The sequence below is a fragment of the Flavobacterium croceum DSM 17960 genome, assembly GCF_002917885.1.
GTDB lineage: Bacteria > Bacteroidota > Bacteroidia > Flavobacteriales > Flavobacteriaceae > Flavobacterium > Flavobacterium croceum.
In genome coordinates this window covers 158388-181496 of the sequence record NZ_PQNY01000004.1, presented here as the reverse complement: position 1 = coordinate 181496, position 23109 = coordinate 158388, and the positions used below count along the sequence as shown (strand labels likewise).

Below are 23109 nucleotides of genomic sequence, written 5' to 3'. Positions count from 1 at the left end.
AATTACATTTTGTATACAAAAGCATTAATATTCATACCAGCGCCTACAGAAGCAAAAATAACAACGTCACCTTTGTGGAGTTGTTGATTTTCTATTTTGCCTTTTACCAATAAATCATACAGCGTAGGAACAGTAGCCACACTAGAATTGCCCAATTCGTGTATACTCATAGGCATTATGCCCTCGGGTGGTGTTTGTTTGTATTGTTTAAAAAAACGATGAATAATAGCTTCATCCATTTTTTCGTTGGCTTGATGAATAAGTACTTTTTTTACTTCCGAGATATCTATACCGCTTTTATCTAAGCATTCTTTCATGGCTTTTGGAACATTGCTTAGTGCAAATTCATAAATTTTTCTACCATACATTTTTATATAGCGCACATCTGGATCGTGAGAAGTATTAAATGAATTTCCAAAGTATAAATAATAGGCTTCATCGTGTGCAAAAGTAGCCGACTCGTGCGATAATATGCCACCTTCTTCATCTGTAGCTTCAATAATTGTTGCGCCAGCACCATCAGAATAAATCATACTATCTCTATCGTGAATATCGACTACCCTCGATAGTGTTTCGGCACCAATTACCAAGCATTTTTTTGCCATACCTGCTTTAATGTAGGCTTGAGCTTGTATAACGCCTTCTACCCAACCTGGGCAACCAAAAAGAATATCGTAGGCTACGCATTTTGGGTTTTTTATTTTTAAATCGTGTTTTACTCGACTAGCAAGACTTGGCAAAATATCGGTTTGTATAGCGCCTTGTTTTACATTTCCAAAGTTGTGTGCAAATATGATATAATCGAGTGTTTCTGGATCTATCTTGGCATCTTCTATTGCTTTTTTAGCCGCAATCGATGCAATATCTGATGCTAATAAATTATCGGTAACGTAGCGGCGTTCTTGAATTCCGGTAATTTCTAAAAACTTTTCTGCAACCACCTCGTTTGGGTATGGAAATGGAGAGCCATCTTCGTTAAGGAATTCATGCTTAGCAAAATCTAAGTTGGTCACTGTTTGGGTAGGAATATAACTTCCTGATCCTGTAATTTTAATATTCATAGTATCTAAAATCTATTTTTTAAACAGTATATGATTGGTAGTTTTTATCGGTAGTAATTTTGCTAGAAAAGTATAGTTTACCAAAAAATTTGAACTACTCATTTCTAGTTATACTTTGTATAATTAATCCTTTCATAAATGCTTACTATAGAGCTAAGTTACAATATTAATACTGTTTTGTATTCGGTATTACTTAAAAAAGAGTAATTTTTATTAAATTAAAATTAAAACACGAGTAAAATTTTTAGATTACTAATTATTTACTTGTTTTGAGCTATTTTAATTTGCATAATTGTAGATAAATTGTGTGCCATGTTTTTCATACGTTCGCCATTAAAGCCTTCAAAGTTTTCATTTATAGCGGCTTCAAAATGTTCTAACCATATAGTAAACAACTCTTTTGATAGTGCCGATTTGTTGTGCACATCCAAATGTATTTGTGTCATATTATTAAAATAACCTCCTGTACCCAATATGGCTTGCGACCAAAATTTTACAAGCATTTGCAAATGTTCTTCTAGTTTTTGATCTACAGGAATTACGTCTGTAAATATGTAACTAATGCGCTCATCGGCAAATAGTTTTTTGTAAAATTCATCTACAACTTTATAGATGTCTTCTTGTGTTTGTATGTCTTGCATATTTTTTAAAAATAAAGCACAAAGTTACACGATTCCCGTTTCAATACGTTGATATATATCATTTTTGTAAAATAAAAATCCCAAATACACAACACTGTATTTGGGATAGAAAATGAATAAAAACGAACTAACTTAGACTATCTATTTTTAGTAAATTTTCATATTTAAAAAGTAGTGTCCAATAGTGCGGATTTGCAATCCGTGGCTGTAAAATTTTTAAATTTATAGATTGATTTTGTATACTAGTAAAAGAAGTACGGCGTTTACAGGGCTTTTATTTTTTGTTTATGTAATACGGATTGCAAGTCCGCGCTATTGGGTAACTAGAGTGTTTTTATTTTAATTATTTTTTTCATCATTGTTGCTGTTAAGTATTAGCTTTCATTTTGCGAGATATTACCATTTGCTGGCAATTTTACTTTTTTTACACAACTAGGTTGGTTGTTGTATTGAGGTCTTCGGGCTACATAGAGTCTGCTTTTTTGTATTCTTGTTATACATACTTTGTCGCTTTGATTACCGCCCAAAACATGATAACAATCTACATCTTCACCAATATACAAACCTACATGCCCTGCTTTGGTTCCGTTTTCGGTAATTCGTACAAAGGTGAGTACATCGCCAAACATAGGTGTAGCGGTATAACTACCAAAGTTACCCCAATTGAGTGCCCATAGGGGCGATTTTACTACTTCTTTGCCTGCGTTTTTGGCTACTATACCCATAAATAAACCGCACCATGGTATGCTATCGGCTACATATATTTGTTTTACTTCTTGCCCTAGGCTTTTTGCCCACGCCATAATAGTAGGGTTGTTTGCTTTGCCATAACTCTCTTTTATACCATAATAGCGTAGGGCTTCTTCTATCATTTTGGTTACTGTTGCTGTTTTAAGCCAACTGTAGTTTTTTTCAAGGTTTTCTTTACTCATGTTTTTATGTTTTTTAGATTTAACAAATATGTTTTAGGGTTAAAAAATTAAAGTTTTAGGTTTTAAACTATTCACTTGGGGTTTTTTACTGCATTTTTGCGGGTTTTTGGGTAAAAAATGGGGTTGTAGACCTAAAAATTGGACTTTGTAACCTTAATTTTTTTGTTTGTAACCCAAAATAGGCATTGTTAAACCGTAAAAAACATATTTTTTAGTTCTCTGTTGGTGTGTTTTGGCTTGCCGAACTGGTTCTTCCAAAAAATTGCTTTAAATCGTTCATTTTGGTTTCATAGCCTACTGTGCCTGTGCCCGCCATAAAAGTAGTATAAGCATAGTCTGCCAATGCCGCTTGGTAGTTATCATAATCGTGCAAAATTTTAGCATTTTTAAGTCGGGTAGTTAGGCTCTCTAGTCGAGCAATCATACTTTCTAGGTTATTTCGGCTTGTATAATCATTGTTGTATTCTACCCAATCTATATGAGGGGTTTGCAAATTGGGTTGGTTGTTATGGTAATCCATTACTTTGTTTACCAATAGTTTGTTTTGCTCGTTAATACTGCCATATCGTTGGCGGTCTTCTGCCGAGAGATTTATATTTATGATTGTTAATGCAGTTTCCAAAGCTGTTAAAGCGTCTTTGGCACTCAATACTTGTGCTGGGGTTAAATGATTGTTGTTTAAATTGGTAATAGCCATGGTATTTAATATTATAGTGTTAGTAATGTTAAGCTCATGTGTTTACATTTCTAGAACAAAGCTAAAGGCATGATATGATAAACTATTAGGAAAAACCCTAACACTATAGGGTATTTTACCTAATTGCCAAAAAACAAAGTACTTATGTGTTATGGCTTGGTTTTTTGTTTATTTTTAACCTATAGGAAAAAAAGCAAAACCAATTAGGGTTTTACCTAGTTATGCAAATGGTTTTTATTACAAAATTTGGCGTTGTTATTTACTTTTAAAATTTTGAAAACATGTTTAGTAATTATGATCCAGATGAAGTTGTTGTTTTAAAATGTATGCATCACAATTTGTATAAATTTAAAAATTTGCTTATCCACAACAAGTATGAAGATATAGAAGTAAATATTTCACTGTTGTCAAATTTTGAAAAATTACTTTTTTTTGATGAATTTAAAGACGATATTGATTATGATAAATCGTATCGATATATTGAAAAAGTTCATTCTATACGTGTTGATACTTCTGTTTTTGATGCTAACAGCATGATTTTTGAAATACATTGTAATGAATTGAAAACAGAAATCGAGAATAAAAATTATTCTCATTATATGGTGTTTAACAGTACAAACAAAAGTTATAGTATACTAGAAATAAAAGAAGTGATAAAATCTGTAGAGCAAGATTTGTTTTCTGAGGGGAGTTATTTACTATCAATTCCTTTTTTAAAAAGTTTGATTACTATAAATAACAATTCTTATGATTTACTTTTAGAATTTCATAATTTTCAAACTAATCAAGGTTTAGATGTTGCTATTGTTACACCTGCCAAATTAGTTTATGACGTAATATATAATCCTACAAAAGGAGTAGGTAAACCTTTTTAATGGCAATAGATTTTTTTAATAACATTAATCCACTATCCTATTTAGTTTGGATAACCTTTGTAATTAGTTGTTTTTTTTATTTAAAAAAGACCAAAAAAATAGTTTGGGTGGTCATTATCTGCTTGATAAATTTTTTAACAGATATTTCAACCCTAATGTGTATTTATTCAAACAAAAGTTTCACTACTATATATAACATAAATTTTATGCTACACCATTTTTTTTGGATTTATATATTGTTTACGTTTAATAGAAAATTTTCTTTTTTACACTATGTTTTAGTGGCCTTTGTTGTATTTGCACTTACAAATTTATTTTTTATCGAAAAGCAAAGCCTAAATTATTACACCTTTGTTGTAGGTGCTTTGTTTTATATTGTTTCATTTATTGTATTGAGTTTTTATCATTTAAAAAATGAAAACCTCAATTATTTTACAACCAATCAATACCTTTTACAAACTACACCTGTTGTATTTTTTATAGGATTAACGTTTATATATGCCTTTAGAGATTCAGATATGCGAAATATTATTGTTTACAACAACATAGATTTGTACACGTTTATTGCCGTAATTGTAAATATTATATACTATACTTTACTTAATGTTTATATTTTTAAAGAAAGGAAACAACATGCGTGATATTGCCTTTGGTGTACTAATAAGTGTATTATTAATTTTATTGGTAGCACTTTTTTGTGCCGTATTGATTAAACTTTACATTCAAAAAATAAAAAAATACAATCAAATTATTTATCAAAAAGAGATAGATCATCAGGTACAACTCAATCAAATGATGCTCGAAACCCAAGAGCAAACATTCCAGCATTTGTCGCAAGAATTACACGATGATGCTGGGCAACAACTCACGTATATTAATTTTCAGTTGGAGCATTTAAAGCTAGATTATCCAAATTTGGAAAATAATATCAATTTGGTTTCTAGCTCTGTTTTGCAGTTGTCTACAAGTATTAGGCAGTTGAGCCATTCGCTTAATAATCAAATACTATCGCAACAAGATTTGATAAAAGCCATTGAAATTGAAACCAATAGAATCAATCAATACAAAAATGTTCACATTCAATTTCAAAACAATTTATCTAAAAATATATCTTTTTCTACCCACGAAAAAATAGTAATCTATAGAGTTTTTCAAGAAGCAATTAATAATGTTTTTAAACATGCCCAAGCAACAAATGTGCTTGTTTATGTAGAAAATCAATCGAAATTTTTATTAAAAATTCAAGACAACGGAACAGGGTTTACAGTAGAAAATGAATTGAATACATCAAAAAGCAATGGCTTGCAAAATATGATGTCGAGAGCAGCGATTATTGGTTTTCAAATTCAAATACTATCAGCAATAGGTAAAGGAACCACTGTTGAATTAACACAAAAATAGCATGAGTAAAACTACAGTTTGTATTGTAGACGACCACAAAATTGTTCGTCAAGGATTAAAAGAATTACTAGAAAAACTAGGTAACTATGAAGTTCTAGAAGAATTTGAAAGCGGACAGTTGTTTATGGAGTCACTACCACCAAAAAAACCAGTAGATATTTACATACTAGATTATTCTATGCCAAAAATGAATGGTATACAAGTGTTGCAAGAGCTTGAAAAAAGAGAAGAAGAGTATAAAGTTTTATTGCTTACCCAGCATTTAGACGAACAAATTATCAATCAAGCTTACCATTATGGCGCACGAGGTTTTTTGCATAAAAATTGTACCGCTCACGATTTGAAATTTGCTATAGATAATATAGTGAAAATAGGGTATAACAATGTTGCCGAAATATTAAAGCGAATTAGAAATTACGACGAAACAACAAAAGATAATGATAAAAAAGAAATTAATTTATCTGAAAGAGAATTTAAGTTTTTGGAGCTAGTTTGCGACGAAAAAGAATATACCTATGAACAAATGGCAGAAATTATAGGCGTTTCGGTCAAATCAATTGATGTGTACAGGACGTCAATTTTTGAGAAATACAATATCAAATCAAAAGTAGGGTTGGTTTTGTTTTCTTTTAAGCACAAATTAACAAAGCCATTTTTGTAAAAGAAAAAGCTAAGGTTTCAAAATTAATTTGAAACCTTAACTTTTTAATACGGTTGTACAATATTACATATATGCCTCGATAGGAGCACAACTACATACTAAGTTTCTATCGCCATAAGCATCGTCTACACGACGTACACTTGGCCAAAACTTATTCTCTTTTATGTATTCTAAAGGATACGCTGCTTGTGTTCTAGAATAAGGAAAATCCCACGTATCACTCGTTATCATAGCAAGTGTATGAGGAGCATTATGCAAGATGTTGTTGGTATCTTCTTGGCTTGTTGCTTCAATTTCTTTTCTTACCGAAATTAATGCATCACAAAAACGGTCAAGTTCGGCCAAATCTTCACTTTCTGTAGGTTCAATCATTAAAGTGCCTGCTACAGGGAAAGACACGGTTGGTGCATGAAAACCATAATCCATCAATCGTTTTGCAATATCAGTAACTTCAATACCTTTTTGTTTAAACGCTCTACAATCCAAAATCATTTCGTGTGCCGCTCTTCCACATTCACCCGTATACAAAATAGGGTAGTGGTTTTCTAAACGTGCTTTCATATAGTTGGCGTTTAGTATGGCATATTTGGTAGCGTTGGTAAGGCCTTCGGCGCCCATCATGGTAATATATGCATACGAAATTAAACATACCAATGCAGAGCCATAAGGTGCAGATGAAATAGCTGTAATGGCTTTGTCTCCTCCTGTAGTTATAATAGGGTTTGTTGGTAAAAAAGGCACTAATTTTTCATTAACACAAATTGGGCCTACTCCAGGTCCACCACCACCATGCGGTATGGCAAATGTTTTGTGTAAATTTAAATGGCAAACATCTGCGCCAATAGTGGCAGGGTTTGTTAAACCAACTTGCGCATTCATATTGGCTCCATCCATATAAACCAAACCTCCATTGTCGTGAATGATTTGAGTTATTTCGCGAATAGCGCTTTCAAATACTCCGTGTGTAGAAGGGTAGGTAACCATAAGGCAAGACAAGTTGTCTTTGTTTGCCAAAGCTTTTTCTTTTAAATCGGCTACATCTATATTGCCTTCGGCGGTAGTTTTTGTTACAATAATTTGCATACCTGCCATCGCCGCTGAAGCAGGATTGGTACCGTGTGCCGAAGCAGGTATAAGACATACGTTTCTATGATGATCTCCACGAGAATTATGATAAGCACGTATGGTCATTAAACCAGCATATTCGCCTTGTGCACCCGAATTGGGTTGCAAAGTTGTGCCTTGACAACCTGTAATTATGTTGAGTTGATGCTCTAATTTTTTAAGCATAATTTGATAACCTTCGGCTTGCTCTAGTGGTGCAAAAGGATGAATGCTATTCCAGTTTGGCATAGATAAAGGAAGCATTTCGGCAGCTGCATTGAGTTTCATGGTACAAGAACCTAAAGAAATCATCGAATGATTTAGCGATAAATCTTTGCGTTCTAGTTTTTTGATGTAGCGCATCAACTGGCTTTCAGAATGATGACTATTAAACACTTCATGCGTTAAGAATGTAGATTTTCTAAGTAAACTTTCAGGAACCATTGAATCGTTGGCTAATTGACTAATTGCCACATTCTCTTTTCCTGTTGCTTCCGCAAAAATCGAAATAATTTGATTTAAATCTGAAATCGAAGTTGTTTCGTTTACAGAAATTGAAATAGTTTCGTTATCAATATAATAGAAATTTACTTCGTGTTTTTCGGCAATTGCTTTTACTTTTAAAGCATCTGTTTTTACAGAAATGGTATCAAAGAAAGAACTATTTAGATTGTAAACCCCCAATTTATTCAAAGCATCTGCTAAAGTTACCGCCGAGGCATGAACTTTATTTGCAATGTATTGCAAACCTTTTGGTCCATGATAAACAGCATACATTCCGGCCATAACAGCCAATAAAACTTGAGCTGTACAAATGTTTGAAGTGGCTTTTTCACGTTTTATATGTTGTTCACGAGTTCCAAGTGCCATTCTTAAAGCACGGTTTCCATTAGCATCTATAGTAACACCAATAATTCTTCCAGGCATAGAGCGTTTATACTCTTCTTTTGTTGCAAAAAATGCGGCATGAGGTCCACCATATCCCATAGGAATACCAAAACGTTGCGTTGTTCCTACCACAACATCGGCACCAAATTCTCCTGGCGGAGTTAATTTTACTAACGATAAAATATCGGAAGCTACCGCAACTTTTATTTCTTTCTCATGAGCTTTTGCTACAAAACTCGAATAGTCGTTTACTTGACCAAATTTTGCAGGGTATTGTAAAATAGCCCCAAAATAATCTTCTGAAAAATCAAATGTTTCATGATTTCCAACCACCAATTCTATTCCTTTTGGAGTAGCACGTGTTTGTAGTACAGAAAGTGTTTGAGGTAAAATGTCTTCAGATACAAAAAATTTAACAGCATTGTTTTTTTTCTTATCACGAGAGCGAACATCAAATAATAATGCCATTGCCTCTGCAGCAGCAGTACCTTCATCTAATAGAGAAGCATTGGCGATTTCCATACCCGTAAGTTCAATAACCATGGTTTGAAAATTTAAAATAGCCTCCAAACGACCTTGAGCAATTTCTGCTTGGTAAGGGGTGTAGGCAGTATACCAACCTGGGTTTTCAAAAATATTTCTTTGAATTACTGCAGGAACAATCGTTGGATGGTATCCTAAACCAATATAGGTTTTGTATATTTTGTTTTTGTTTCCTAATTCTTGAATGTGGTTTAAAAACTCATATTCAGACAAAGCAGGTTCAAGATCTAGACTGTTTTTTAATTTAATATCATCGGGAATAGTTTCATAAATTAATTGGTCTAAAGTTGATGCGCCAATGGTTTGTAACATGTGTTGTAAATCGGCTTCTCGTGTACCAATATGTCTTGCAGAAAAAAGATGTGTATTCATTTGATATGCTTTCTTAAAAAGTTTAGTTTATGTAGTTTAGTTTCAAAAAATTTGGTAACAAATGTAATTATTAATATTCTATTTTTAGGTTAAAACAGCAGGTTATTTTTGAGTATTTGGCATAGATATATCATATTTATTTGATAATATGTTAGATTTGCTTTATGGATTTTCTCTTTAAATTGTATATAAAAAGTTCTATACATGTAGGTTTTGCAATGGTATTTTTTGCATTAATTACATATCATAATTTTTCTATTGTTGTAGATAGTAATTATGTGGTGATTCTTTTTTTAGGCACTTTAATTTGTTATAATTTTTTGAAATACAGTCGTTTGTTTTTTGGTATTAAAAATCAAAATCGACTTCTTAAAAGTATTTTTACGATAACAGCTATAGCCATTTTTATATTGCCTTTTTTTTGTTATAAATTACTTTTTAAACCATTCTCTCTTCTGGTTAGTGTGGTTGTGTTGGTTTTTTTGTATCCGAAAATTAGAGTAAATGGCGTCTTGAAAATAACATGGCTTTCGTTTGTAGTAAGTTGTGTAACAGTGTATATACCTTTGGAGAGTTCTGCTATTAAGGGTTTTCAGCTACTCGTAGATTTTGTTTTACGCTTTTTGTTTGTAATTCTTTTGATGCTTCCTTTTGAGATGAATGATTTAGAGTTTGATCAAAATTCTATTAAAACAATTCCGTTGCGTGTTGGCATACTAAAGACCAAATGGTTGGCAGTTTTGTTGTTTGTTTTATTGTTATTGTTGTACGGCTTCTGTTTTTTATTTAAAGTATATACTGCAAAATCTATTGTGATTGCTTGCTTGATGTGTGGTTTTGTTTGCTTGTTTGCTTTGAGTTTTTATAAAAAATACAACTATTATGTTCTGTATTTTATAATAGAATCTGCGCCATTGTTTTGGTACTATTTGCTTATTATTTAGAAATTTATATCCTATTAAGAAAAAAAATACTGTGTAGAATTAATTAAGGCTTTAAAATTGTAATATTCTAAAATAATACTATATATTTGTTAGCTATTAAAAATTTTTAATTTATGATGAATTATTACAATTTTGGAAGAAAAACTATGTTTTCTTCCGAGAAAAGTTCTTCAGAAATAAAAGTAACAGGAACACTATTTCGATGGTGCTTGATGATGCTTATTGTTGTTGGAAGTTTCTTTTCTATGAGTTATGCTCAAACCACGTATTATTCAAAAAGTACGGCTACCGACTTTTCTGATGTAAATTCGTGGGGAACAGCTACAGATGGTACGGGTACGGCACCTGCTACCATAAGTAATGCAGATAATTTTGTGGTACAGAATAATGCGGTTATGACAATGTCAGCCAGTACAACTGTACGACAACTTACCATTACTTCGGGTAGTTTAACGGTTTCGGCAAACACTTTGACAGTGCAAATTGCTAGTCAAAAAAGTTCAAGTTTGTTGATAAATGGAGGAACCTTAAACGTTTCAGGAGGGAATGTAAATATTGACGGTTATTTGAGTTTTACTTCTGGTTTTTTTAATCAAAGTGGAGGTACAATAACTGTAGATCCAAATAATGGGGGAGCTACAGCTACGAGTACAACAAGTTCTCAATACACACTAAATATTACATCTTCAAACGGGGTAAATTGGACAGGAGGTTCTTTAGTATTGTTAGATCCACCTGCTTCTACTTCAACAAGTCATTATTCTATTTATTATAGTACTTCTGTTTCTTCAGAAGTTTCTACAAATCATACTCTAAAGTTTGGAGATGGTGTTTCTGCTGACGCAGGAGGAAGTACAAGTGGATTTTATATTTATAACTATGTAGGTTCGGGAAAATTAAATTTCGGAAATGTAGAAATTAATAACCCTACAGGTACAAACAGGGTGGTTAAGCTATATACATATTCAAACGGTATAAAAGGAAACTTAGTAATCACAGCTGGAGAATTAGATCAAAATTCTATAGGGTTATTTGTTGGTGGTAATATCATAAATAATGGTACTCACACAGCGAGTTCAACCTTAACATTTGCAATGCCTTTGGGTACAAGTTCTGTTGTAAATACTGTTGCACAAACTGTTTCTGGTTCGGGAGTTTTTAGAAATTTAACTACTTCACCTACAGCAAACTTTAATGCAATTACTATTAATAATTCTAGTGCTGGAGGTGTAACTTTTGCAGGATATAATAATATAGCTTCGCAACCCGCAAATTCTGTTTCGGTAAGTGGAACATTAACATTTACATCTGGAAGAATAAGTACATCAGGCTCAGCTAAATTTATATTAGGTGTTTCTACACCTTCAGCAGGTACACTTTCATATACATCAGGAGGTTTTACATCAGGTACAACTTTTGGTAGATGGTTTACTGCTACAGGAACAGGTAGTTCTTTTACTGCAGGTGCTGATGTTACTAGTGCAACCAGTAGATATCCGTTTGTTGATGCAAATAATCAGTTGCGTTCTGCGTGGATAGAAAGAGTTAGTCCTACTGCCGCTGCTGGTATTTTAGGTGTTACTTATTCTAATATATCAGGTACAACTACAGGTACGTATACAGATGGAGCAACAATCCTAGATACTAAAGCTAATGATACTTGGGCAGTTTCTGTAATACAAGGTACTCCAACAGCTGCCACTTCATTTAAAATACAAATGCAAGCTCCAGGTATTTTTGGAGGTGCTTTACTTAATGCTAGTACAAGAGTTTTAAAAGCAACATCTAATACTTTTGTTGGAACTCATGAGGCAGGAACTACTACACCAGGCGGACATAGGATAACACTTACTGCTGCAGATTTAACGGCAGAGCCTTTTAGTTTAGCAATTAATGCTGTTGATATTCCTTTTGCTTCTGTAGCTACTGGAGATTGGAATGTAGCTACAACTTGGAATAAAGGTACTGTGCCAACTTGCTCAGACCCAGTTACTATAGCTTCGGGACATACGGTTACTGTAAATTCGGCAGCAAATGTTGCTAAAAATCTTACAATAAATTCAGGAGCTACATTGGCTGTTACATCTGGAGATTTAACAGTAGGTTGTACCTTAAATAATAATCCACTTACAAACAATGGAACTTTAACCGTTTCTGGAGGTGTATTAAATATTAATGGTAATTTAATGAATAATGCAGGCTCTACTTTTAATCAAAGTGGTGGTAATATTAATGTAGATGGAAGTGATGGTACTACTGCAAATTCTGTAGCAACAGGAACTCCATTAGTAAGAGTTACAGCAACAGCGGTATCTAACTTAAATTTAACAGGAGGTACACTTACTATTGTTGATCCTCATTATGGTACTTCAACTTCAGACTATGCTCTTTCTATATCTCAAGGAGGTGGTTACAATTCTGCAAGTGCAAACCACACTGTTAAATTTGGAAACGGAGTATCAACAACCGCAGGAGGTCATACTAATGGGTTTTATGTATACTTATTCCCAGGTTCATATTATTATGGTTTAGGAAATGTTACTGTAGACGCTTTAACGGGTACAAACCGTTTTGTAAAAACAACAAGTACAGTTTCTATTGCTGGAAATCTTACAATCACTACAGGTGAATACCAGCTAGCTTCTACACATTATATTGCTGGTAATATTACAAATGCAGGTACTTTAACCTCTACAAGTACACTTAATTTATCTGGATTTAATGGTTCTGCAAGTATACCTTCTACTACTGCTCAAACTATAAGTGGTTCAGGTGTTTTCCAAAATTTAAGTACAGCATCAACGGCAAGTTTAACATCACTTACAATAAATAATTCAAATGCTACAGGAGTTACTTTGAGTGTACCATTGTCTGTAAGTGGAACATTAACATTAACACAAGGTTTAATAAATACCTCTAGTACAAGTCTATTAACTCTTGGAACTGCTACTGCTGCAGGTACATTGAGTGGTGGTAGTGCTACAGCTTATGTAAAAGGACCTTTCGCTAGAACAATAGCTTCGGCTAATGCAAATACAAATTATATATTATATCCAGTAGGTAAAGCAGCTTATGCTCCAATTTCATTAGCGCCGACTACTACAGCAGTTACTAATATGAAAGCAGAAGCTTTTGATAGCAATACAGGTACTACAGATGCTTCAATAACTTCTTTGTCTACTACAAGAAGATGGGAAGCACCTTTAGTAAGTGGTACTATTACAGATATAAATGTAAAATTAGGAGATGCAGGTATAACCGCTACTAATATTCCAGTACAAGCTCCTACGGCATCTGGACAATATACTAATTCATTTGGTAGTGTTGCTACATATACAGCAGGCACTCCAAATACTACGCAGTCAAATACGGTAGTTTTAGCAGCTAATTACACTGGATTCTTGTCTTATGCACTTTCTAACGCTTGTTCAGGAACACCTACACCTGGAAACACCATTTCAAGTGCTAATGCCATTTGTTTAGGAAGTACAGTAACATTAAGTTTACAAAACACAACACCAGGTACAGGAGTAACTTACCAATGGCAGAGTTCTCCAGATGGTACTAGTTATACAGATATTCCAAGTGCAACGGCTACTACCTATGTAGTAACTCCTACAGATATGACTTACTATCAATGTAAAGTTACTTGTGCCGCAGGACCATCTACAGGAATATCAACACCTGTACAAATTACATTCTCTAACCAAGTAACAGGTACTACACCTGCTTCTAGATGTGGTTCTGGTACAGTAACTTTAGGTGCTACAGGAAGTACAGGAAGTACAGTAAAATGGTATGATGCGGCAACAGGTGGTGTAGCTTTGGCTTCAGGAAATAGTTTTACCACTCCTACCATTGCGGCTACTACAACTTATTATGCAGCTGCAGAAACAGTTTCTATAAACAATACTACTCTAGGGTCTACTGCAGCTCTTAGTTCAACATTTACAACATCATCTACAAATGGAGGAATGGTGTTTAATACCACTGTGCCAAATGTGCAAATAAACTCTGCTGATATATATGTTTCTGGAACAGGCGATATGACTTTTGCTTTACGTACATCAGCAGGAACAGATATAGCTACAACAACAATTGTAGGCGTTGTAGGTTCTTCAACTGCATTAACAACTGTTACGTTTCCTTCATCGTTTGTTATTCCAAATCCAGGAAATGGATATTATTTAATATGTACTAGTAAAGGAGCATCTCAAACATGGTATTATCAAACAGGCTCTTATCCGTATTCAACTGCTGGAGTTTCAATTACAGGTGGGTATGGTTGGTCTTCCACTACTACTTACTCTACAGATTTGAGATGTATTCATAAAATTAATTTTCAAATACCACTTGCTTGCTCGTCTTCTAGAGTACCAGTTGTGGCTACTGTTACTCCTCCACCAGCATTTGCTTTAAGTGCTTCAACAGCTACTATTTGTGCAGGAAGTACTTCTACTGCTATCACAGTCGCTACAGGAGCTTCAGATTATGATACTTATTCTTGGAGTCCAGCTACAGGTGTATCAGGTAATGCTACTACTGGTTGGACATTTAACCCAACAGCAACTACAACTTATATACTAACAGCTTCTCAATCGGCTGGAAATTTATGTTCTACAACAGCAACAGTTACTGTAACAGTTAATCCAGTTCCATCAGCTATTACTATTACTCCAGCTACAGGTTCTGTATGTGTTAATAACATACAACAGTTATCAGCAACAGGAGGTACTATTTCTAATGTTTCGATTTTGACTGAAAACTTCAATGGAGCTACAAATAACTGGAATGCCGTAAATAATTCTACGGGAGGTACGCCTGCAAATTCAGCATGGACACTTAGAGCTAATAATTATGTGTATTCTTCTACTACATTTACTTCAAATGACGCCTCACAATTCTACATGACAAATGGAGATAGTCAGGGTTCAGGAGGTACAAATAGTACTTTATTAGAGTCCCCAAGTTTTTCTACTGTTAATTTTACCGATGCAACATTGTCTTTCTATCAATATTACAGAGTAAATTCTGGAAATGCAAAAGTTCAATATACTATTGACGGAACAACTTGGAATGATTTAGCTACTTATACTGCTACAGATGGTACAGCTACAGGATTTGTTCAAAAAACAATTGCTTTACCAGCTGCTGCTTTAAATCAAAGTAGTGTAAAAGTTCGTTTTAATTATTCTGATACTTATGGTTGGTATTGGGCAGTAGATAATGTTTCTATATCTGGAACACAAACTACGTCTCTAACTTGGAGTCCAACTACAAATTTATATACTGATGCTACAGCTACAACGGCTTATACTGCTGGTTCAAGCGCAACTTCTGTATATTTCAAATCCAATACAGCTGGTGGTCCAACAACTTATACTGTAACGGCTACTTCTCCTCTAGGTTGTACTACAACAGCAACTGTAAATGTTACTGTTAATGCATTACCAACGGTAGTAACTGTAGCTCCAGCGGCAGTTTGTTTACCAGGCACTGTAAATTTAACAGCTGCTTCAGTAACTACAGGTTCAGATGCAGGTTTAACCTTTACATATTTTACAGATGCTGCCGCTACAACAGCTTTAGCAACACCAAGTGCAGTAGCTACTTCGGGAACATATTATATAAAAGGAACTAATGCCAATGGTTGTTCTTCTATAGCTTCTGTAGTTGTAACAATAAATCCTTTACCAACTGTGGTAACAGTAGCTCCAGCAGCAGTTTGCGCACCAGCTACAGTAGATTTAACGGCATCTTCAGTAACTACAGGTTCAGATGCAGGTTTGACCTTTACATATTTTACAGATGCTGCTGCTACAACAGCTTTGGCAACTCCAAGTGCAGTAACTACTTCGGGAACATATTATATAAAAGGTACAAATGCTAACGGATGCTCTTCTGTAGCTTCAGTAGTGGTAACAGTAAACACAACAGCTGCACCAACAGGAACTGCTTCACAAACATTCTGCGGATCTGCCAACTTGTCTCAGCTACAAGTAACAGGTACTGGAATAAGATGGTATAGTGCAGCAACGGCTGGTACTGAATATCCTTCTGCTTTATGGTCTAGTATCGGATTGGTAAATGGTACTACTTATTATGCTTCTCAAACCGTAAATGGTTGTGAGAGTACAACAAGATTTGCTGTAACAGCGGTAGTAAATGCTGTGCCAAGTGCTCCAAATGCCTCAGCACAATCTTTCTGTAATGTTGCTACAGTTGCCAATTTAGTGCCAAATGGTGCAAACTTTATGTGGTATTCTTCTGCTACAGGTGGTACTGCACTATCAAGTACAGATGCTTTAGCTACAGGTACTTATTATGTTTCTCAAGTAAACAATGGTTGTGAGAGTACAAGAACTTCAGTTTCAGTAACAATAAATACAACAGTAGCACCAACAGGTTCTGCTTCGCAATCATTTACTGTGAATTCTTTAAGTGAAGCTACTATTGCAAGTATTGTAGTAAATGGTACCAATCTTGTTTGGTATCCAACACAAGCAGATGCAGTAGCAGGTACTAATGCTATACCAACTACTACTCAATTGGTAAGTGGTACTACTTATTTTGTTACGCAAACTGTAAATGGTTGTACAAGTGCTCCATTTCCTGTAACGGTTACCGTTACACTAGGAACAGCAGAGAATGTAATTAAAGATTTGAAATATTATCCAAATCCTGTAATTGATAATTTATTTATTGAAAACAGTCAAAATATTTCGAAAATTGAAGTTTACAACATTAATGGACAAGTATTGAAAAACAATACAAATAATGATGTAAATGCTACAGTAGATTTCTCAATGTATCCAACAGGAACTTACTTTGTAAAAGTTTCTGCGGATAACGGAACACAAACTATTAAAGTAGTAAAAAAATAATTTAATTTTTAGATTATAAAGAAAGGGTTGCTTATTTAAGCAACCCTTTTTTATTGTTCTTTTTTAAACTTTAGCGGCATTAAACACCCAAAAAAAATAGAAATTGCAATATATTGTAAACCAATTTTGGGTTCTCTATTATTAAAGAATATATAAAATGAACCTAATATGCCGACTACAGTAATTGTAATTAATAGTAATTTTGAAGTATAATTATTGATATTTTTTTTAGCCAAAATATAATATACAATACTATATATAATATAGGTTGGGATGGAAAAAATAAATCCAAAAACAAGCATTAGAAAATAAAGTAAAAGTGATTCATTTATTGAAGCATAATTTTTAGATTCTAAATATTCTAGTATTTCAATTAAAATAGGAGTGAATACTATTGTAGAAAACCAATGTTTAAATAAATAATTCCAATTCATAATTTGATAGGAAAATTATATTTTAATTTTATCTCTTTTGCTGTTTCTTTTTTTATGCTTTGTTGTACATTTTGTATTAGATTTATTTTTTTAAAGAATAAAATAATATACCAGCCTAAATCAAATTCATACCATTTTAAGCCTAGTTTTGCTGATTTTGGAAAAGCATGATGATTGTTATGAAACCCTTCACCAAATGATAGATATCCTAATATTAAGTTGTTATAAGCACTTTCATCTGCATGTTCAATTTCATAATGAGCATAACCATATTTATGAGATACATATCCTATAAACCAATGACCTACTATTGTAATTGCTATTCTAAAATTTATGATAAAAAGAGCAGTATTTAAGTTTGTTGTAAGTAGTAGTAGAATAAACCAAAAGAGTATGTGAAAAATCCAAGTTTTATGTAGAAATTTTATAAAGGTATCATTCAAGTCTGTATTAGGAATTTCATATAAAATTTCATTTTTTGGAACAAATGAAGTGTGCAAATTCCAATAGAAGTCTAACAAGATTGTATGATTGTATTTAAAATATTTTGGACAATCCTTTTTATTTTGCCAAAAATCTCTATAATAATGCATTTTTATCCAGTTTTTTGGACTACCCAAACCTGTTAAAACAAAGAGGTATACCAGAATGTTTTGGAATATTTTTGAGGTTTTGTAAGTTTTGTGGATAATACCTCTATGCAATCCTATAGAATGACCTATGCACACGGTAAGTACCAACAATAGTATATTCACAGCTATTAATGATGTAGTTATTCTATTGAAATCTATAAAAAAGATAGGGATTATTACTGAATATAAATAGATTGTGTTTGCTTTTGAGAAATAGACATTTCCCACTTCTTGAGGTACTAAATATTTCATTTTATTCTCTTTTTATGTTCTACACTTATTTTAGAACCTTGAGCAAAAAGTACTGAAATTGGGTTTTGATTATTTAAAAACTCAAATTCATTTCCATAAACTTCCTTAAAATCTACATCAATTTGGTGATTTACAATTTTTACTTGTTTCCATCTTGGATGTTTTACTTCATATTCAAAAGTGTGTTTTATATGTTTTGTATATCCAAAATAATGTTCTGTGATAAATTCGGCTTCTGAGTTTATTTCAATTTCCATTGGATTCATTTCTGTTTCAACTAAAATTGTATTCCATTTATTTTTTGTCTTCCATTGATAAACATAATCTTTAGAGATTTGATTATCAATAACCGAATGTTTCATCGGAAGCGTCTTATAATGTTCATTGTATATTGTATTAGCAACTAATGTTAATGCGGGTTTTGGCACAATTTCTTTTATAAAAACTACACCACGTTTCCATTCGTTGTTCTCAAAACGCTTTACATAAAACCTTAAGTTTACTTCTTCAAAATTCACATGAAACGGAATTTTTATGCCTAATAGTTTTACATCTTCAAACATAAATCCAACCAAACTTATATAGCATTTGTTATTGTAAAAGTCGAGTTCTGTTCCCTTTGGAATATAATTTTCTAATAGTTTAGGATCAATTACATAATTAATTAGTGCTAGATTGCTCCATTGTGCGGTTAAGAAACTCATGGTTTTATGATGTTAAATTTAGATTTTGAAAAACTGCAATAGTTTATATATAAATTGTAAATGGCTATAAGCAAGCATATATAAAATAAGTCATTTATAAGATACTTAAAAAATAAGAATACAATAAGCCAGTAGAGTATGTAGGGCATTAGCAATAATCTATTGTAGATTATTGCATAAAAGGTTAATATGAAAGATATTAAAACTTGAAAAGCCCCAAGAATCATTAAAAAACCAATGCTACTGTCTAAGTCTAAACCTATAATGTTTTCCAAGAAAACAAAAATAAAACCAAGTGTCGTTAAAACTGAGTTAAGGTAAAATATAAGTTGTCTCATAATTATAAAATATTTTAAACTTTCAGAAAAAAATGAAAGTTTTGATTAAAAAAATTATTTTTTCACAAATTTTACAAGTAATTGTGCCAACCAATTGTCTTTATATTCTGTTATTTTTTCTAAAACATTGTCAGCTTTTAAAACAAAATCGTACAATTTTTTGGTTTGGTTTACAAAATGTTTTTCTTCTAAAGTTGAATTGGCAGAAATAGCAGAAACTTCTTTAAGAATTTTTAAAGCAGGTTTTATTTCTCGTTTACTACGCTCTCTGGAAATCTTTACGGCTAACTCATCTAAATCTTTTTCGGCTGTAAAATATTCGCGTCTTTCGCCAGCTTTGTATTCTTTATATACAATTCCCCAATCCATTAAAGCACGCAAACTCATCGAAGCATTTCCGCGAGAAATTTGTAATTCTTCCATAATGTCTTCCATCGAAACTGCTTCGTGCGAAACCATTAATAAGGCATGTATTTGAGCCATGGTTTTGTTGATGCCCCATTGACTGCCCAATGCACCCCAAGTTTGAACGAATTTATTTTTAGCTTCTTTGAATTCCATTTTAGAATGTTATTTCATTTTGATAGTACAAAGATATATATAAAGTTTTTAAAGTTTCAAAAAAAAATGAAAGTTTATTTTATAAAAGAAACCGAAGCACAACACTTCGGTCATTTCTTTACTTTATATTTCGTAATTTATATCAACCCAGCCCTTTTCAGCAAAGCCTCCACTTTCGGTTCTTGACCACGAAACTTTTTATACAATTCCATAGGTAATTCGGTACCGCCTTTTGAAAGTACGTTGTTTTTAAATTTAGTAGCGACTTCTTTATTAAAAATTCCTTTTTCTTGAAAATACGCAAAAGCATCGGCATCGAGAACTTCGGCCCATTTATAACTATAATATCCAGAAGAATAGCTACCTTGAAAAATATGAGAAAACGAGGTACTCATACAATTTTCGGCTACATCTGGGTATAACGATGCAATTTCCATGGCTTGTTTTTCAAAGGCTTTTACATCAGCGATTGTTTGTGATTTGGCATGATATGCCATGTCTAAAATTCCGAAACTTAATTGACGCAATGTTGCCATTCCTTCTAAAAAACTTGCACTCTCTTTTATTTTTTCTACATAGTGTTGCGGAATAATTTCTCCTGTTTCATAATGTTTTGCAAACAATGCCAAAGCTTCGGGTTCGTAACACCAGTTTTCCATAATTTGACTTGGTAATTCCACAAAGTCCCAATACACAGAAGTTCCCGACAAACTCGGATAAGTTGTATTGGCTAGCAGACCATGTAATGCATGACCAAATTCGTGGAATAAAGTGGTTACTTCATTGAATGTTAATAAAGATGGTTTGGTTTCCGTTGGTGGTGTAAAATTACAAACGATAGAAACATGTGGTCTTTCGTTAATTCCGTCTTTAATATATTGTGGTTTGTAAGATGTCATCCAAGCACCATTTCGTTTGCCTTTTCTCGGGAAAAAATCAGCATAGAAAATCGCCACCAAATTGTCATTTTCATCCAAGACTTCAAAAGTTTGCACATCTTGGTGGTATTTATCAATATCAAAAACTTCTTTAAATCTAATTCCGTATAATTTTTCAGCCACTTTAAAAGCTCCATTTAAAACATTTTCTAACTTAAAATAAGGCTTTAAAAGTTCATCATCTAAGTTGAATAGTTTTTGTTTCAATTTTTCAGAATAATAAGCTCCGTCCCATTTTTCTAATTGTTCAATTCCGTCTAGTTCTTTTGCGAAAGCAGTTAATTGAGCAAATTCTTTTTGAGCAGCAGGTTTTGCTTTTTCCAATAAATCATTTAAAAAAGAAAGCACTTTTTCAGGATTTTGAGCCATTCGTTCTTCCAAAACAAAATCGGAATGCGATTTGTATCCCAATAAATTAGCACGTTTATGTCGTAATTCTACAATTCGTTTTACATTTTCTTGGTTATCGAATTCGTTGTTTTGAAATGATTTTTTTCCAGCTGCAATAGCCATTTCTTTTCGTAATTCACGATTTTCAACATAAGTTACAAAAGGTAAATAACTTGGAAAATCTAACGTAAAAACCCAACCTTCCAAATTTTTAGATTTTGCCAAAGAATGAGCCATTTCTTTAGCCCCATCAGGCAATCCTTTTAAATCGGCTTCGTTGGTAATGTGTAATTGATAGTTATTAGTTTCCGCCAAAACATTTTCGCCGTAAGTCAGTTTTAGTTTGGCTAATTCGGTGTCAATTTCACGTAATTTTAGTTTATCTTCATCATTCAACAAAGCGCCATTTCTAGAAAACCCTTTAAATTTTTTATCCAATAAAGTAGCTTGTTCTGTAGTTAAAGTTAAAGTGTCTTTTTGATCGTAAACGGTTTTTACTCGTTTAAATAAATCTTCATTTAAGGCAATATCATTACTGAATTCAGTCAATAACGGTGAAACCTCTTGGGCGATTTTTTGCATTTCGTCGCAGGTTTCGGCAGAATTTAAATTAAAAAAAATAGAAGATAAACGGTCTAATTTTTCTCCAGAAAAATCTAAAGCTACAATAGTGTTTTCAAATGTTGGAGCTTCAGCGTTACTGATTATCGCATCAATTTCAGCTTTAGCTTGGGCGATACTCTCAATAAAAGCAGGTTTGTAATCATCTAGTTTTATTTGCGAAAAGGGTGCTGTATTGTGTTTTGTGTTGAATGTTGAGGTAAGTATTTTCATTATAACAATTTGTTTTTTTAACCATTAAGAGATTAAGATTCATTAAATAAGATGGCTAACCAAAATCTTAATTTTTCTTAATTTCTTAATGGTTTAATTTTATTTTTTCAATTCATTTGAAGCTTTATTAACAGCTTCTTTTAGGCTTTCTTTATAAAAAACTATTTTGTCCAACACATATTTATCATGACTTGCAATAATTTGTGCGGCTAAAATCCCGGCATTTTTTGCACCATTTAAAGCCACAGTTGCTACAGGAACGCCACCAGGCATTTGCAAAATAGACAAAACCGAATCCCAACCATCGATAGAGTTGCTCGATTTTACAGGAACACCAATAACGGGCAATGGCGACATCGAAGCTACCATTCCAGGCAAATGAGCCGCACCACCTGCACCAGCAATAATTACTGAAATGCCACGAGTATGGGCATTTTTACTAAAATCAAATAACTTTTCAGGAGTACGGTGCGCCGAAACAATATCAACCTCAGTTTCGATATCAAATCCTTTTAAGATGTCGATGGCTTCTTGCATTACAGGCATATCGGATATGCTTCCCATTATGATGGCTACTTTCATATAAGCCCCCTAACCCCCAAGGGGGAATTCCTACTAGGGGTGAGTAGGGTTTTACTTTTTTAATAATACATATAAATAATATGGTCCTATTTTTCCATTTGGTCCACCACCACCATTTCTTTGATTAATTACATAAAGCTTTTGGTATGTTATGTGATTTTTTTCCATTTTATTTATGAAATTTATTGATTTAGTTTGATAGAGAACGACCATTTTCTCCCAACTTAAATTTGATTTTGAATGTTGAACTTTTCTCCTCTCTGGTTTATTTGTTATGCCAATTTTTACTTTTGAATAGTTTCTAGTATATTGACTGATTGATTTTTTTAATACAGAATCAACATTTTTGAAACTTCCAATCCAATAATTATATTTCAGTTCCATCTAATTTTTGAATGTTTTGGTTAGGATATATTCTTTAGTAAAATTACAATTGTATTG

General features: G+C 32.9%; 17 protein-coding genes. 5 read left to right on the top strand and 12 right to left on the bottom strand.

Going from position 1 to position 23109, the window contains the following annotated elements; all coding sequences use genetic code 11:
* Positions 1-2: 2 nt before the first annotated feature.
* From Q361_RS04430 to Q361_RS04415, 4 genes are all read right to left on the bottom strand, one after another.
* Positions 3-1061: a 3-oxoacyl-ACP synthase III family protein gene (locus tag Q361_RS04430; RefSeq protein WP_103725508.1), complete on the bottom strand. Its 1059-nt coding sequence runs from the start codon at positions 1059-1061 to the stop codon at positions 3-5.
* Positions 1062-1321: 260 nt separating this feature from the next.
* On the bottom strand, positions 1322-1702 hold the full coding sequence (locus Q361_RS04425; RefSeq protein WP_103725507.1) for a group III truncated hemoglobin: 381 nt from the start codon (positions 1700-1702) through the stop codon (positions 1322-1324).
* Positions 1703-2076: 374 nt separating this feature from the next.
* Positions 2077-2634, bottom strand: a complete 558-nt coding sequence (locus Q361_RS04420) for a TIGR02594 family protein (RefSeq protein ID WP_103725506.1) — start codon at positions 2632-2634, stop codon at positions 2077-2079.
* Between the two features lie 211 nt (positions 2635-2845).
* Entirely contained in the window at positions 2846-3331 is a 486-nt protein-coding gene (locus Q361_RS04415) for a hypothetical protein (protein ID WP_103725505.1), read from the bottom strand.
* Between the two features lie 281 nt (positions 3332-3612).
* Here Q361_RS04415 and Q361_RS04410 point away from each other — a divergent pair, with 281 nt between their 5' ends.
* From Q361_RS04410 to Q361_RS04395, 4 genes are all read left to right on the top strand, one after another.
* Complete coding sequence (locus Q361_RS04410; RefSeq protein ID WP_103725504.1) at positions 3613-4206, top strand: hypothetical protein; 594 nt, start codon at positions 3613-3615, stop codon at positions 4204-4206.
* Positions 4207-4487: 281 nt separating this feature from the next.
* Positions 4488-4847, top strand: a complete 360-nt coding sequence (locus tag Q361_RS13635) for a hypothetical protein (protein WP_146046977.1) — start codon at positions 4488-4490, stop codon at positions 4845-4847.
* Positions 4840-5607: a sensor histidine kinase gene (locus tag Q361_RS04400; RefSeq protein WP_169929260.1), complete on the top strand. Its 768-nt coding sequence runs from the start codon at positions 4840-4842 to the stop codon at positions 5605-5607. The genes Q361_RS13635 and Q361_RS04400 overlap by 8 nt, the downstream gene beginning before the upstream one ends.
* Before the next feature lies 1 nt (position 5608).
* The gene (locus Q361_RS04395; protein ID WP_103725501.1) at positions 5609-6268 is read left to right on the top strand and encodes a response regulator transcription factor; all 660 of its coding nucleotides are present in this window, start codon (positions 5609-5611) and stop codon (positions 6266-6268) included.
* Positions 6269-6331: 63 nt separating this feature from the next.
* On the opposite strand, the gene gcvP is transcribed toward Q361_RS04395, so the two are convergent.
* Positions 6332-9175, bottom strand: coding sequence for an aminomethyl-transferring glycine dehydrogenase (gcvP, locus tag Q361_RS04390; RefSeq protein WP_103725500.1), 2844 nt, complete (start codon positions 9173-9175; stop codon positions 6332-6334).
* A 1057-nt stretch (positions 9176-10232) separates the two neighbouring features.
* Between gcvP and Q361_RS04380 the strand changes: the two genes are divergently transcribed.
* On the top strand, positions 10233-17003 hold the full coding sequence (locus Q361_RS04380; protein ID WP_103725498.1) for an Ig-like domain-containing protein: 6771 nt from the start codon (positions 10233-10235) through the stop codon (positions 17001-17003).
* A 50-nt stretch (positions 17004-17053) separates the two neighbouring features.
* Here the strand turns inward: Q361_RS04380 and Q361_RS04375 are convergent, their stop codons facing one another.
* The 7 genes from Q361_RS04375 to Q361_RS04345 form a co-directional block, all read right to left on the bottom strand.
* Positions 17054-17437 (bottom strand): hypothetical protein, encoded by a 384-nt coding sequence (locus Q361_RS04375; protein ID WP_103725497.1) that lies wholly within the window; start codon positions 17435-17437, stop codon positions 17054-17056.
* A complete protein-coding gene (locus Q361_RS04370; protein ID WP_103725496.1) occupies positions 17434-18321 on the bottom strand; it encodes a fatty acid desaturase in 888 nt (295 codons plus the stop codon). Before Q361_RS04370 ends, Q361_RS04375 begins: the two co-directional genes overlap by 4 nt.
* Positions 18318-19025 (bottom strand): YqjF family protein, encoded by a 708-nt coding sequence (locus tag Q361_RS04365; protein ID WP_103725495.1) that lies wholly within the window; start codon positions 19023-19025, stop codon positions 18318-18320. Before Q361_RS04365 ends, Q361_RS04370 begins: the two co-directional genes overlap by 4 nt.
* A 392-nt stretch (positions 19026-19417) precedes the next feature.
* Positions 19418-19924, bottom strand: coding sequence for a GbsR/MarR family transcriptional regulator (locus tag Q361_RS04360; RefSeq protein ID WP_103725494.1), 507 nt, complete (start codon positions 19922-19924; stop codon positions 19418-19420).
* A 137-nt stretch (positions 19925-20061) separates the two neighbouring features.
* Entirely contained in the window at positions 20062-22086 is a 2025-nt protein-coding gene (locus Q361_RS04355) for a M3 family metallopeptidase (protein ID WP_103725493.1), read from the bottom strand.
* A gap of 99 nt (positions 22087-22185) precedes the next feature.
* The gene (gene purE, locus Q361_RS04350) at positions 22186-22668 is read right to left on the bottom strand and encodes a 5-(carboxyamino)imidazole ribonucleotide mutase (RefSeq protein ID WP_103725492.1); all 483 of its coding nucleotides are present in this window, start codon (positions 22666-22668) and stop codon (positions 22186-22188) included.
* A 51-nt stretch (positions 22669-22719) separates the two neighbouring features.
* A complete protein-coding gene (locus Q361_RS04345) occupies positions 22720-23052 on the bottom strand; it encodes a hypothetical protein (protein WP_103725491.1) in 333 nt (110 codons plus the stop codon).
* Positions 23053-23109 lie beyond the last annotated feature (57 nt).

Coding starts and splice junctions, on each gene's coding strand:
- Q361_RS04430 (WP_103725508.1), bottom strand. CDS start 1,061: ATGAATATTAAAATTACAGGATCAGGAAGTTATATTCCTACCCAAACA.
- Q361_RS04425 (WP_103725507.1), bottom strand. CDS start 1,702: ATGCAAGACATACAAACACAAGAAGACATCTATAAAGTTGTAGATGAA.
- Q361_RS04420 (WP_103725506.1), bottom strand. CDS start 2,634: ATGAGTAAAGAAAACCTTGAAAAAAACTACAGTTGGCTTAAAACAGCA.
- Q361_RS04415 (WP_103725505.1), bottom strand. CDS start 3,331: ATGGCTATTACCAATTTAAACAACAATCATTTAACCCCAGCACAAGTA.
- Q361_RS04410 (WP_103725504.1), top strand. CDS start 3,613: ATGTTTAGTAATTATGATCCAGATGAAGTTGTTGTTTTAAAATGTATG.
- Q361_RS04400 (WP_169929260.1), top strand. CDS start 4,840: ATGCGTGATATTGCCTTTGGTGTACTAATAAGTGTATTATTAATTTTA.
- Q361_RS04395 (WP_103725501.1), top strand. CDS start 5,609: ATGAGTAAAACTACAGTTTGTATTGTAGACGACCACAAAATTGTTCGT.
- gcvP (WP_103725500.1), bottom strand. CDS start 9,175: ATGAATACACATCTTTTTTCTGCAAGACATATTGGTACACGAGAAGCC.
- Q361_RS04380 (WP_103725498.1), top strand. CDS start 10,233: ATGATGAATTATTACAATTTTGGAAGAAAAACTATGTTTTCTTCCGAG.
- Q361_RS04375 (WP_103725497.1), bottom strand. CDS start 17,437: ATGAATTGGAATTATTTATTTAAACATTGGTTTTCTACAATAGTATTC.
- Q361_RS04370 (WP_103725496.1), bottom strand. CDS start 18,321: ATGAAATATTTAGTACCTCAAGAAGTGGGAAATGTCTATTTCTCAAAA.
- Q361_RS04365 (WP_103725495.1), bottom strand. CDS start 19,025: ATGAGTTTCTTAACCGCACAATGGAGCAATCTAGCACTAATTAATTAT.
- Q361_RS04360 (WP_103725494.1), bottom strand. CDS start 19,924: ATGGAATTCAAAGAAGCTAAAAATAAATTCGTTCAAACTTGGGGTGCA.
- Q361_RS04355 (WP_103725493.1), bottom strand. CDS start 22,086: ATGAAAATACTTACCTCAACATTCAACACAAAACACAATACAGCACCC.
- purE (WP_103725492.1), bottom strand. CDS start 22,668: ATGAAAGTAGCCATCATAATGGGAAGCATATCCGATATGCCTGTAATG.
- Q361_RS04345 (WP_103725491.1), bottom strand. CDS start 23,052: ATGGAACTGAAATATAATTATTGGATTGGAAGTTTCAAAAATGTTGAT.